Annotated in this window: 10 protein-coding genes; 2 read left to right on the top strand and 8 right to left on the bottom strand. The window is 54.1% G+C overall.

Going from position 1 to position 13,437, the window contains the following annotated elements; all coding sequences use genetic code 11:
• Nucleotides 1-2,644 (top strand): LPD38 domain-containing protein (locus B2R17_RS04415; RefSeq protein ID WP_286763015.1); only part of this gene is annotated, 2,644 nt, incomplete at its 5' end.
• Here the strand turns inward: B2R17_RS04415 and B2R17_RS04410 are convergent.
• Nucleotides 2,636-4,213, bottom strand: a complete 1,578-nt coding sequence (locus B2R17_RS04410) for a trypsin-like peptidase domain-containing protein (RefSeq protein WP_286763014.1) — start codon at nucleotides 4,211-4,213, stop codon at nucleotides 2,636-2,638. The two genes, B2R17_RS04415 and B2R17_RS04410, sit on opposite strands and share 9 nt — an antisense overlap.
• A 398-nt stretch (nucleotides 4,214-4,611) precedes the next feature.
• Here B2R17_RS04410 and B2R17_RS04405 point away from each other — a divergent pair, with 398 nt between their 5' ends.
• Entirely contained in the window at nucleotides 4,612-4,992 is a 381-nt protein-coding gene (locus B2R17_RS04405; protein ID WP_286763013.1) for a hypothetical protein, read from the top strand.
• A 6-nt stretch (nucleotides 4,993-4,998) separates the two neighbouring features.
• Here the strand turns inward: B2R17_RS04405 and B2R17_RS04400 are convergent, their stop codons facing one another.
• From B2R17_RS04400 to B2R17_RS04370, 7 genes are all read right to left on the bottom strand, one after another.
• Entirely contained in the window at nucleotides 4,999-5,655 is a 657-nt protein-coding gene (locus B2R17_RS04400; protein ID WP_286763012.1) for a hypothetical protein, read from the bottom strand.
• Nucleotides 5,656-5,744: 89 nt separating this feature from the next.
• Nucleotides 5,745-6,410: a hypothetical protein gene (locus tag B2R17_RS04395; protein ID WP_286763011.1), complete on the bottom strand. Its 666-nt coding sequence runs from the start codon at nucleotides 6,408-6,410 to the stop codon at nucleotides 5,745-5,747.
• A gap of 149 nt (nucleotides 6,411-6,559) precedes the next feature.
• The gene (locus tag B2R17_RS04390) at nucleotides 6,560-7,336 is read right to left on the bottom strand and encodes a hypothetical protein (protein ID WP_286763010.1); all 777 of its coding nucleotides are present in this window, start codon (nucleotides 7,334-7,336) and stop codon (nucleotides 6,560-6,562) included.
• A 193-nt stretch (nucleotides 7,337-7,529) separates the two neighbouring features.
• On the bottom strand, nucleotides 7,530-8,429 hold the full coding sequence (locus B2R17_RS04385) for a BRO-N domain-containing protein (protein WP_286763009.1): 900 nt from the start codon (nucleotides 8,427-8,429) through the stop codon (nucleotides 7,530-7,532).
• A gap of 417 nt (nucleotides 8,430-8,846) precedes the next feature.
• On the bottom strand, nucleotides 8,847-10,688 hold the full coding sequence (locus tag B2R17_RS04380) for an autotransporter outer membrane beta-barrel domain-containing protein (RefSeq protein ID WP_286763008.1): 1,842 nt from the start codon (nucleotides 10,686-10,688) through the stop codon (nucleotides 8,847-8,849).
• A 654-nt stretch (nucleotides 10,689-11,342) separates the two neighbouring features.
• Entirely contained in the window at nucleotides 11,343-11,597 is a 255-nt protein-coding gene (locus B2R17_RS04375) for a helix-turn-helix domain-containing protein (RefSeq protein WP_286763007.1), read from the bottom strand.
• Nucleotides 11,598-11,872: 275 nt separating this feature from the next.
• A complete protein-coding gene (locus B2R17_RS04370) occupies nucleotides 11,873-13,318 on the bottom strand; it encodes a tyrosine-type recombinase/integrase (protein WP_286763006.1) in 1,446 nt (481 codons plus the stop codon).
• Nucleotides 13,319-13,437 lie beyond the last annotated feature (119 nt).

Raw genomic sequence — 13,437 nt, 5'->3', positions numbered from 1 at the left:
CATCGGCGGCAGTAGCGGGACTGAGCCGCGTTTTGGCATCCACACTGCTCGTGGATCGATGCGGGAGTATCAGGATCTGGACACCTCCGTTTATGCCCGAGTGAGCAAGGCAATCGACGGATACCACGATAACGCCTTGTTGAAGTCAGTTGTCGATTACACCCAGAAGGTCAGCACCGACAAGCGAATCGACTACGCCACCCGCAAGGACATCGAGCGGATGATGGTGCCTCTCAAGATGGACACGCTGCCATCGGCACAAGTCAGCGAGGCGGAGCAGCATGAGATCGTTTCTGATGCACTCAACCGAATGCAGTTGGAAGTGATGGGGCAGAGTGCCAAGGGCCTGACAAACGAGCAGGTTCGGCAGCGGCTCCAGTCACTCGGTGGCACAATCGCTGATCCCGACTCGATCCATATCGCCATGCCCGGCAAACCACTCTTCAGGAAGAAGGCTCCCAATGTTCAGAACGTCGTGACGATGTGGGAGGGCGGCAAACGTCGCTACTACATGGTTTCTGATCCAGTGATGTTCAGCTTGTTCACGTCGACGTCAGGAGCCAAGGGAGCTGTTCGGTTCTTTTCTCGAATGGCTACGGGCATGACTGAGCCGTGGAAGCGAGCGTACACCAATTCGTTCAAGTTCCTCGTTCGCAACCTCGTGCGTGATCCGCCAACTGCAGCGTTCTTGTCCAAAGACGGCTTGGGCATGATCCCCGGCTTCTACACCGCCAGTGCGATGGTTGGACGACTGATCGGCAATGAATACTCCATGGAAGCACGTGACGGCGCCGAGCTCATGGTGAAGTCACTCGATGCCACGACGCGAGACAAGCACAAGACGCGGGTGCAGTACGCTTGTGACGTGTTGCTTGAAGGCTTGGTGGTTCCTGGATTCGGTTCGCTGTCCGTCGCCGACAAGGTTTCAGCGTTGCCCGGTGTCGCGATGTCCACGGTCATGAAGCCAGTCGATCTGTTCAACTTCGTCACTGGGACTCGATGGCTCGCAGAACAAACCGAATCACTGGCCCGTGAGGGTGCCTACATTCGAGCGAGGAAACGTGGCAAGTCGCAAGCCGATGCTCATGCCCTGTACGACAAGATCAGTGGTAACTTCGGGCAACGACAAGCAGACAAAGCCGCCGCTGATGTGATCCGTGCCGCTGGGTTTCTGAATCCATCGCTGCAGGTGATTTACCAAATGGGCGAGGCAATCACGGAAGCCAGTCCATCGCAGCGTCTGAAACTGAACGCCACTCGTGCCGGGTATCTCAGTGCGTTGGGATCAGTGGCCGCTGCAACCAACTACCTGTTGATCCACTCACTGTTCGGTGATGACGAAGAGGAACTGCAAGCGATCCTGCGAAACATGCGAGAGCGAGAGGAGACAGAGAGGCTGAGCAACATGGCTGTCCTTGGTGTTGTCCGTCTGCCTTTCGACTACGGGCCAGCGGGCTCTATCATGTCGTTCTCTTACAACGCCACTGAGGACCATCTGCTTGGTAGTCGAGTTGACGGGACGGAACGAGCCAAGGAGTTGCTGAAACGTGCTGCCGAGTTGCCTGGGTTCGATGAAGTCATTCCGCCGCATGCCAAGGTGAACTACGAATTGTGGAACAACTGGTCGTTCTATCGTGACCGCGAGATCGTGCCGCGTTACCTGGAGAAAAACTACGCTGACAACCCATCGTTGCAGTTCAACTGGTACACGCCGGATCTGTATCGTGACATCGGCGCCGGATTGAACGTTAGTCCGATGAAAGTCCAGTACGCGGTTCGAGGACTCACCACTGCCATTGTCGATGACACAGTGAAGTTTTTTGACAAGGCAAACAAAGACGGCTGGGAGATTCAGGATCTGCCACCAATCGCGGGCCTGACAACTTGGGAAGCAACTGGGCACCGCAGCAGGAGCGTCAACGCTGTGATGGACCTGGGCGATGCCTACGATGCAACAACGCAAGTTCTTGAGCAAGACAATCGACTCAGCCAGTCTAATCGTGAGGCACTGATCGAAAAACGTCGTGGGCTTCAACTCGCAAAGGCTGTCAGTGAACGCATCGAGTCACTGGCCGATGATGTTTCCGACGAGCAGCGACGAAGCGAACCGGATCATGAACGCATCGAGTCACTCAGCAGCGAGATGACACGGATCGCCAGCGAGTTCTATCATTCCGATGTGATCGATGGTGACGTGTTGGCTGAGCACTTTGCAAAGCAGGGTGAGACGCTGTCGCCGTACAAGAAGGGCCGAACATGGAAGACGGGCCACGGGCAACCAGAACCGCCACCACGCCCCGCAATGAGTCGCGAGGTCAATCCTTCGCTGTGGGAATCCTACGATCTCAGCATGGCCAAGTATGAGCGTCGTGTGGAGTCGTATTTATCTGATCGTGAACAGGCCGAGGAGTTCAGTAGCGTCTATCTCGACTGGCTGAGCAAGAACCAGGGGCAGCGTGCTGTCGACGAAGCAATCGGTGACGTGCTTCGTTCAGATGACTTCCGAGACTTGCTCAACGGACGTGGACGGCCCCAGTACGATCGAGCCAAGTACAAACGGGCAAGTGACTGGCGGGATGATGTGGACGCTTGGAACAAGGCCAGGGCGGCTGCGATTGAGCTGCAGCGGGGCGAGCTATCGTGAAGGGACAAGCAATCGGCTGCACTCGCTGATCATGTGCTCCGCAGGGAACACGCTAGAGTCAAGCCGACGAAAGAGTTCAATTGCTTTCTCGTATCGGCCACCTTGCTTAAGTGACAACGCAGCGCAATAGACTCCAATCGATTCGTTGTTGTCTCCCAGTTTAGAGGCCGCCAGATAAGCGTCGGCAGAGGCATTAAATTCAGCCTTTGCACTCAATATTCTCCCACGCTCGAAATGGTTTTCAAAAGCTCTAGGGTGCAATGAAATTGCCTCGTTAATGTCATCCAATGCACTGGAAAAGTCGTCGAGATGGTTGTGCGACTTGGATCGCCAACGGTACGCGACGTGGGAGTCTGGCATTAGCTCGATAAAGCGATCAGCAACTGGCAACGCGGATTCACCATCATCTACCAGATCATAGAAACTAAGTAGTTCATCGTAAGCTGGAAAGAATCTTGGTTTTTGTTCGATCGATTGAAGTAGGAGTGCAACTCCCTTCGCGTAGCGAGGTGACGCTTTGATGGTATTGGCGCGGGCTTCGTACGAAAGGGAGCTATCAAGAAAGGCTCGTTGGCACGCCGCAAAGCAGGCATGAGCCTTGTAGTAGCAGATCAGATGCTCAGACTCTTCAGGTATCTGATTTGAGATGGCATCAAGTCCATTGATGGCATCGGCGAAGCGTTGTTCATCAATCGCTGTGAGAGAATCCTTGACTTTCAAAGCTGCTCTGAACGCTTCTGGCGAAGTGTCCTTGATGGCGAATGCCCTTCTCAATAACTCCTTGTAATCGCTATCGGTTTGGCCATCAAAGCTGCAACCAGTGCTCAGGTGTCTCCGTGAATTGTCTTCGCGAAACAACCGTTCCACGTCAGATGCGAGCACAGCGAAATTTAGATTTTGGCCTTTGACTAGAGACGACGTGATCACGCCAACTACCTGGCCAGCTTGATTCAATAAAGGGCCACCACTTGAGCCTGGGCTGATCGGATTCGAAACTTGGATTTGCACATGGCTACCGTCGAGGCTCCTTAGTCCGCTCACCATTCCACTACTGAATGTGAAGTCGAGCCCAAGCGGCGATCCAATGCAGAAAACATCTTCGCCAATGTGCGGTTGTATCGCGGCAAGCTCCAAACTCTGCTCAACCTCTTTTTCAAACTTCACGCCGAGAACAGCAATGTCAGCCAACCTGTCTTCCGCTAGTACCCTTGCGGCATATCCAGTGGTTCCAGCGTTGGTGGCAACTTCAATTGAGCAACCACCCCGTATCACATGAAAGTTTGTGACAACTGTCAGTTCCTGCCTATGCGGAAAGCCAAACTCGACTGACTGCGACTTCCAGAACGCATTGTCTCTTGAAAGACGCTTTTGAAGAGGCGAGGGTGTGGACAAGCTGACAACAAATCCACTGCCACTTGCGATCGGCTCACCGTCATCGGCTTCAACACTCAGCTGAACAACGGCACCAACTGCCCCACGGAATATCTCAGATGGCTCGCTTCCGAAAGCATCTGTCGAAGAGACGGCGAGAATCGCGATCAACAGCAAACCACACTGGGCAAATCTCATTGCAAAATTTCTGAAAGAGAAGGGGGATCCAGTTCAAGTTTGCCGGATTATATCAACTGTGATTCGTCGCCTCTGATGGGCATCGGAAATGGCTGCATAATCCTTGGGCCGATCATGCCCCCTATCCCTTTCACTGAAACATTTCTCGCAAATTTGCGAACTCTGGAGACTCACCGGCAAATTTGCCGCTGAGATTAACCTGCCACCCGTTCGGGGAAGATCCGCAAATTTGCGGTTTACTCACAGTCGCCCGATGATCGTTATTCTCGCAAATTTGCGAACTCTCAAACTCAGGGGCAATTTTGCCCCTGGGATTAACCTGGGGCCTGTCCCGCAAATTCGCGGTTTACTCAGCCACGAACACCGACTCCGGTTTGCACCGGAGCAAGCACCGTGACATGACCAAGAGTCAGCGGGCGATGATGGCTGCCAAGGCTACTGAGGGGCGAACAAAGGGCAGACCCCCTACCAGCGGGGAAAATAGACAAATTTGTCCATTAAATCCTGAGCCCGTCAAACAGAGTGATGCTGCAAAGTCGCTTGGTGTATCAACTGGCAGCGTGAAAGCAGCAATCAGTGTCCGCAAGAACGCAGCAGAGGAAGTGGCTGACGCTGTTGATAATGGCGAGATCTCGCTGAATGCCGCCTCCCAGCTTGCCAAGAGTGTTCCTGACAAAGAGGAGCAGAAGAAGGCTGTTGCTGGTGGCAAGAAGGCCAGCATTCGCAACTGCAACCCCAGCAGCGTTAACAAAAAAACTATTGGCCGTGTGACGAGCTGAAGAAAGTCAATGTCCGCTTGGAAGCACAATCCAGTCGCACCCTCTCATTCGCTCCAGTTCGTCGTTCCTGAGCGATTCAAGTTCGGCTGACTCCCAGTCGGAGTAGTGCTCGTCGTCGTACTGTGCGGACCAGATTGGATGCTTCTCAGCTTCCCACTCTTGGAAAGCCTCATCGGCCCATTCGCTGCGATGTTCATCTTCCCAATCGGAGAGGGCTTCACTCTCGCATTGTTGGTAGTCGTCTTCATCCTCCAGATCGTATTCGTTTGACTCAGCAACCGATGCCATCCATTCGTCTTTGAGGGAGTTCCACTCGGTGGTTGAGTACGCCTTCCACTGCTCGTCTTCTTCGCTGGCCCATTCCTCGCTGACGTAGGCATCCCAGGCTTCGCTCTTGGCCGGTTCGTATTGCTCTGTGCGCAGATCATTCAGGCCCTCAGAGCAAACCTCAGTCAGATGCTCTTCCAGGCCTTCCTCGCTGAACCTTCGAACGAGCTCAAGGCCGAGCGTATCGCACACGCTAGCAAAGGCAGTGATTTGCATCCCACGAGTTCCGTCGCAGAATCGATGCAAAGTGCTCTGGCCAACATCGCTGAGTGATGCAGTGTGATTGATTGATCGCCCGTCAAATTCGATCGCGTCGCAGAGTACGTGAGTGTTCATTCGTAATCCTCGCTGAACTGGCTGATTTGTTTCTATGCCGCTGTGACATAGGAGCATGGTAGCAGTGGCCAGTGAAGCGTCAAGGCAGGTTATGCCGCTGCGGCATAAAAGACACTTTGTTTTCGCAGTAGAGCATGAAGGAGCCCGACGGAATCAGGGCAAGCCTCAATAAACTCAGTCGGCGTGTACCACTCTGGCATACCAGTGTTCTGGGAAACGTGAACAGCTTTGGCAGCCTTTGCCTCTGCAGCGATCTTCAAGCGACGTTGACGCTCAGCCTCTGCTTTGTCCTCGTCAGACTGCTCCCCCTTCAGCTTGGGATCGTCCTTCACCAGACGCGACACATCAGCCTGTGGCATCGTCTTCACTGCGTCTGCAGCTTCCTTGTCGCCGATTGCCACCATGTCGTCGTGCAATGCGGCTCGTTGGCCGTTGCGCTTGATGGTTGCCTCGCCAACGCCGAGTTCAGAGGCGACTTCAGCAGCAGTGCTTGCCTCAGTCTTCAAAGGATCAATTTGATCTTTTGATCTTCGCTCACCTCCATGCTTCTTCTTCCGCCGATTGTAGATCCTCCCCGAGACAATCCTGAAGCTGATTGGCCCCAGGTTCCGCTTGCCCGCTTGGTTCACATCGATCCAGTTTTCCGCGTCGTCCCGGCAATCAAACTGCAGCTCGGACACGCTGTATTCGATGCCGAGCCGTGTGCAGATCTCGTAGCGGTTGTGCCCGTCGATCAGCAGGTTGATTGGCCCCATGTGCGAGCGTCAGACAACCAAGTACCTGGAATACACGAAGGCCGGGTGATGGGTCAAAAAACGCAGATCGGGTGCCGATGAAATCACAAGGAACATACGGGCGGCCAGGCGGATTCAAACGAGACGCGAGCACTACGGTGCGACTGCCTTCAGTCGGAATGCTGCTCGCTGACTAAGGCTTCCAGTTGTTCGCGGGTGACGTCTTTTGGGAAGTCGAATGCAGTTGGATTCTGAAGTATCCAGTCCAAGCCTTTCGGAACTCGCTTAGAAACAGTTCCGTGCTGTGGGTCCATGTCATCTGCGTCGACGCGGTAGTCAAGCCGCAGTTCTGTGTCGTCAGGGTAATCTTCGCAGCGTAATCCAAGCCCAGCAATTTCAAGGCTGTGACCTGGCAGGATGACGCTATTCACAGGGTGCATGCTGTAGTTCGCAACTCGTCCGCCGGTCACGAAGAAATCTTCTGTGCACTCGCTGAAGCCAAGTAACTCTGGCATCTCGAAACTGCTCATGTCGATCCCCATATCCATTGTTCCGCCCAATGGATGACTCATCGTGCGGCGTTTCGTCAGTTTTCGAGGCGACGCGGCGGTTACGTCGTCTGGTAGACGGATCGAAAGCGTGACATTTGCAATCGTCGCTTCCCCGACGTTCTTCAGTCGAAAATTCAGCCGAAAGGTTTTGAGATGGTCGACCGGTTCAAACTTAGTAATCGTCAATTCAGTCTTCCTGGCACGTACACTTCGGAACCGGTACTCCATTTCCTTGTAAAGCTCATCTCGCCACTGAGCCACTTCTAACTGCTGCAAGCCCTTTGAAACGTTCGGCTTACTGTCGTATTCATCATGATGCTTGAAGCAAAGGAAGCCCAAGTTTTCCATGTCGTTGTTTGATGCATTTTGATCAAGGTGGGCAATCTGTCCCTTCACAACCTCGTCAACACCGTCGAGCCAAAAGCAGAGGCAACACCGCCTGCGACTATTCAGCAGAACCTGCTTTTGCACTTCGGCTGGGATCTTCTTTCTGTTTGACATACTGGGGGGAAACTATCTTGCTGAGCGGTGTTGGCGATTGGTGCGGCAGCAGGAAAATAGCGCACCAGCGTCGAATGAGTGCCGCAAGTTACTCGGCCAGCTTCTTTAGCTCTGCGACCCTTGCTGTTGACTGAGCAAGCAACTCACTCACAAAGTTCGGATCGTCCCAGTCAATCCTTGGCTGGCCGTATGAGCCCGTCTTTCGGATTGATGGCAGGACTTCTGAGAACACCCACTTCTTCAGCCTTTTTGCTTCTGGCAACTGCGAACCGAAGATCAATGCGTAAATGCCTGCTTCATTGACAAACGAAAGCGACTGCACACCCCCCTTGGTAGGGACACTGCGTTTTATCGTGTCTTCTGGTTCGACGTGTTGAGCCACGGCATTCCAAGTTTTCACGTAACCCAATACCCTGCAAACCTCACTGGCAGAGAACCAGACTTCGTCGTTGTTATCCAAGAAAACCGTGATGCCCATTCCTTCAAACGGCATGCTCATTCTCGAACCGCTTGGTGCCACTTCAATTGACTGGACAGATCCTTCGGCTGAGTCGGGGTGGCTGTCGTTCGGTTGCAAGCGAGAACCAAGGCGGCTCTCGGGATCGCTTGCCAGCAACAATTCACTAGCACGGCTTTGGGAAGGGGCTTCATCCTGGTCCAAGGTTATGGCCATGTGAAAATCAGTCGACTCAATCCACTGCTTGAGATCGTTGGCCTCCTGTTTCTTGGACCCAAGTATCAGCGAGTTCACGCCAGCCTGGTTCAGCAACGCAACCTTCTGAATGCCACCAGCAGTAGGAACGTCACCATGGGACACATTTGCTGGATCAACATGTCTTGATAACGCACTTCTTTGGTTTGCGTACTTCAGTGCTTTGCAAATGTCCTTCGCGACGAACCAAACATTATCGCCCTCATCGATTCGCACGGTGATTTCAGCTTCACCGAAAGGAAGCCGTTGAGTAGCGTTGGCTGCTCGGTTAGACATACAAAACACCCTGTTCAAAAAAGGAGATGGCCCAGCCCAGTGAATTGAATCCTGGGCTGGGCCGCGCGAGAGCTTGGGAACTGCTTGCGAAGTCGATTATAGCAGGTCGGTTGCGGTCTTGTGTTCCCCAGCAATGGCTGGAAACGAATGCAGCAGCCATTCAGATCACGCGACACATACACCTGCCTGGCTGTCTCCATGAGTTCGTTTATGCGAAAGCTTGCACAGCAACTACAAGGACGCATGAGAGAGCCCCACCAAGCAAATCATTCGCTTCGTGGGGCGATTCGGCCCATTCGTATTCCGTCACGCTTTTCACACGCCGCTTTCGATTGTCTGTAAAGTTTCTTGCGGCTGTCTACTTGCATTTTGAACAGCCGATCCAAAGGAAGCCGCAGATGATGACTTTAACTTTGGCTACCAAAGCCAGCGAGCACCGACTAAGCCACTCTGGAACGCTGAGCGATCGTTGAGATTGCCTTGGTAGGCCAGCGTCAGTTGACCTCCAAACAGAATTGCCCAGTCAACTTGCCCACCAAGCGACAGCCAGTCTCGTCCGGTGTCGGCACTTTGAACAGCAAAGTCACTTGGTGTAGCCGCCGAGCTAAGGCGATTCGCAGTGAGCCGCCTCGTGTCACCAAACTCATGAAGCCATCCACCGCGAATCTGTGTGGTCGCCATTCCAAGCCCGGTCATGTTCGACTTAGAGAAAGACAGCCCAACCATGCTGCGAATCGAGTCTTCATCCATGCCGTTGACGGACAGTCCGAATTCGGAAGCTCCAGTCTCGCTTGCTGCATCTGTTTCAACGCGGATGCCTTGCAGCGACAGGAATGAGAGCAACGCAGAATCCCCGCCGGTCAACGCGGTACCAGCCTCGACATAGGCGAACTGGTCCGTCCCATCGAACTGACTGCTCGCTGATTCTCCTAATCCGAACTCACTTAGGGATCGATCCGTTGAGTAGTCCTGGAAGCCGAACCCGCCAGCCCCCACCAGGTAAATTACCTCGCCTAGGTATTGGACAGAACCGCCGAAGCGGTACGAGTCAGTGTCAGCGTCTTGATTGACGCCACGAAGTTGAGTGTCCGTTGACCCCAATCTCGCGAAGCCGTGAACACCGATGCCCGAGGCCCACATACGGCCCGTTCCTAGATCGACTCCAGCCGATTCCTGGCGATAACCAAAAGTCAAGCATTCGTCAGCATCGACGCTCATGCTGCTTCCGTACGCTCGCACCCACGGCGACCAACGCCCCACTTCGTTCGCCAGATCACTGTGAAGAATGATTCGATCGCGGAACCCGTGGATATTGTCCTGCACTTGCTGTATTTGACCATCCACGAGCGAGGTATAGATGGTCCCTGAAAGTTGGTTGACTGCGTTGCTTACCCCCGTTGCCGATCCGTTCCGAAGATCAGTAATTGCGGCTAGCTGTCCGGCAGTTGCGGGTGGTGCCCCTAGGCGAAGGCGGTCAAGTTCTGCTGCTGCGGCAAGCTGATTGCACCCTTCCAACACACTTGCGAAGTTGACGCCATTGTCGCGAACTTCCAATTCAACACTGGACGGCAGCGTATTGATCGTAGCTTCCAAGAATGGATTCGAAGAAAGTTCAAAGACTTCAGCAGCATTGGCAAAGGCTGGTGTGACGGTCCCAGTCGCATCGATCACGGTGAACGTGTCCCCTACCGAGTAATTTGAACCGGCGAAAGTTGGAACCAAAGTCGAATCGGTGACGATCACATTCCCAGTCACGTCAATCAAATCGTTGCTCGGCACATCACCCAGGATATCGACTTGGATCGTTGAGTTAGCAGCATCGAGATCACCGGTGATGAACAGAGTTCCAACGGTTCCGGCATCGGCATCCGCTCCTGGTGCAATGACGCCAGATGTTGTGATATTGGCTGTGACTTGATCTGTATCTCCGATCAGATTGGTAGCCGGTGCAAACGTGATATCAGGGCCAACTCCAGTCAGATTTAGCTCTCCTAAATCGATTGTCCCACCAGTGAAACTGATTGGACCAAACCCATTCCGATCGATAGTGACTGCTGCGATGTTGTCGTTGGCAAAGGTTACGGTATCCGTGATCGTCGGCAGGTCGCTCAGAAGTGTGATAGTGCCACCGCCAGGAATGTCAAATACGATCCTGTCTCCTGACGCAGCGGTTCCGATTGCTTCTCTCAGCGAGCCCGCACCTGAGTCAGCGTCGCTATTAACGATGATGTCTGCGGAATTAGCATCAGAAGAAAGCATGAGCACGCCACAAGCGAGCAACGCACGACAGAAGAACCGCGTGCCAGTGAGTCTGAAAGTTCCTGAAAGCATGGTTTTCTATCGCCCGCGAGTGTCAGCTTAGACCGTTCAATCCATTTGAAACGACTTGGCTACCATCGGCGGTGCTCCGCAACCCCCTGAATCATCGTTGCGTTGATTTGGATTGTTGCCAGCGGCTGCATCGCACCAATCCTCACCAGCCGCTGAAGTCGCCTAGCCCGCAAGGTCGGATGCGATCGCATGGCACGGAAATACAACATGCTCCAACAAGGGCATTTCTTTCATTCTCTGCGACGAATCGAAATCTGTAAGCCCAGCAGACAACCAAGTACCCTGATCCAGAGCGAAGGGGGTTCCGGGTCAAAAAACGAGAGCGGGGTGGCCCGAACTGGAAAACGGTATTCACTGGCCCTGCTTCGGCTCGCTGGCCTGCCACCGGTGCCGCCCGTCGCCTGCCCCCTCCCCCTGTGCCCGGTGCCTGCGTTGTTGTGTGCTGGTGACGTGGCTGCCTTGCCGCTGCTGTGTTGGTGTGTCGTCCGTGCCGGGCTGGTTGCCGTTGCTCTTTCACTGGATTGCGGCGGCCGGTGAAGTAGCTGGAAACAAAACCGCAACGAAAGCGAATCACAGCGATGTCTAGACGTGCTGCTCGATAATTTTGGGTAACTTGTTCAGCGGGCTACCCATTTGCTCAGGCTGGTTACTGCGTTTGGACAGGAAAGTTCTCACGTCCTGCTCGTTGAACCGCCACGATGCCCGCTTGGCGCCGTGCCTGCGAACATCAATGGCGATCAGCTCACCAGACTGGACCCAGTTGTCGATTGTCCCGGGGCTGATACGCAGCTTCTCAACCAGATCAGACTGCTTGATTGGGTAGTCTTTAAAATCCACGGTTCTTTGACCCGATTCTGCTTGGCTTTGAAACGACGTCGACTGGGCTCCATCCGGCGTCGATCCTGGACCGGATCGTCCTGGTGCCCACTCCCTGATCGTATTGGTCCGCCGATGATCACACCATCCGGCTCAACGGTCCGTGCCGGAGTCTTGCATGGTTCTGGCGATGCTCAGAAGTTCGGCTTGCTGGCTTGGTTCAAGTTCACGGAACAACTGCAGCAATTCGGCCTCTCCATGCACCGATGACACCGCCGGTGACACCGCCAACTCATTTACATACTCAATTCCCCGTATTTGAGGCGATAGTTCGAGTCCTGTCGGGGGAGCTGAGTGGCTAAGTCACCAAGAGCCGATGCGAGACAAACCCAGTTATTCAAGGGTTTTTTCGCATCGGCTTTTTTCGTTGGCGTGGATTGTCTGCCCTTGTCCTGCACCGTCGGTGGTGGATTTGGTGGTGTTTTTGGATCCACCACATCCAAGTCGTCGGTGAGATCGTCATTGGCCGGCTCCGTTGCCGATGCTGCGGTCGTTTGACCTTTGGGTGGTGCTGTCGTCACACCGACGATCTTCGCACCCTCCTCAATCGCTCGGTCAAAACTCGCCTGCATCGTCATCGCGTAGTGTTTGTTCGCGACTTCAGGAGAGTTGCCGAGCCAGCTGGTCACATCCTTCGCTGGATAGTGAGCGAGCAATTCCGTTTCGCGGGTCGCACGCAAGTTCTGCATCAGCTTGGCCCATGGAACCAGGCCGGCTTTGATGACGATCTTCTTCATCGTGGTGAGGATGTTGGCATCCGCGTCGTACCGCGTGACGACCAACTCAGCACCCTCAGGGGCGTGTTCCCTTGCACGCAGCAAATGGGGCCGCAGTTCGGGAAAGATCGGGCAACGTCGAACTGGTGGTGTCTTGTGTGACCGGACCAGCATTTCGTTATTGGCGAGGTCGATGTCTTCCCATTTTTGGATTCGCGTTTCGTGCGATCGCATCCCCGCGTAACGGGCAAACGCCAGCATGATTCGCCAGTCCTCACATGGGGCTTTGCGGATGCATTTTTCAATCCATTCCGCTGGTACCATGACAAGTCGATCCTCATTGCCAGTCACAGCAGATGCTTCTCCATCAAACGGATTGCGGGAGATCAGCTGGTGTTTGACGGCGGAGCCAAAAAATTGTTTGCATCGTCCAATCGTCCGCCGAACCGTGTTCAGTGCCAACCCGGCCTTGTACTTCTTGTGCTCGTTCCCATTGGTCTGCAGCCACTTGCGGTAGGTCTCTGCATCGCCGGCGTTGAAAGTGTCGATGCGTTTGTCATCGCCAAACTTGTGGCACAAGCTACGGGCGGTGACTGTCAACAACTCAATGGTCCGATCTGCTCCAGGATGCGCTGCGATGTAGTCATCGCACCATTTCCGAATGGTTGGTGCCAAGTCCGGTTCGGCGGCTGGTTCCGCTGCTCGCAGAGGCTGGGCCAGTCCCTTCTTCACCAGCTTGGCATACAGTATGCCAGAGTTTTCGGCCAACTTGGCGAGCCACTGAGCCACTTCGTGGTCAGGTTCCGCACCGACAATTTGTCGACCGACGATGTGATCGATCTTGCTGCCGATCGATTGGGCGGCCCGCTTTGCAATCTTCCCTGGATAGATGCTCTGGGATTTACCATTGGCATCCTTGAATCGGATTTCGATGGTCTTGTTCTGCTTTTGGATAATGGTTGCCATAATGTCTTTTTGTCGATAGATGTTCGCGAGGACAGCAGGCTGGAGAGCGAGTCTCCAGCCTGCTGTGAAGATTTGTGAGGTGAGTTGCGCTGTATCAACTCGTGCCATCAGGTGTTGTG

The organism is Rhodopirellula sp. UBA1907, from assembly GCF_002337565.1.
Lineage (GTDB): Bacteria > Planctomycetota > Planctomycetia > Pirellulales > Pirellulaceae > Rhodopirellula > Rhodopirellula europaea.
Note: the sequence above shows the minus strand (reverse complement) of the source record. Positions and strands in the feature narration are given on the sequence as shown.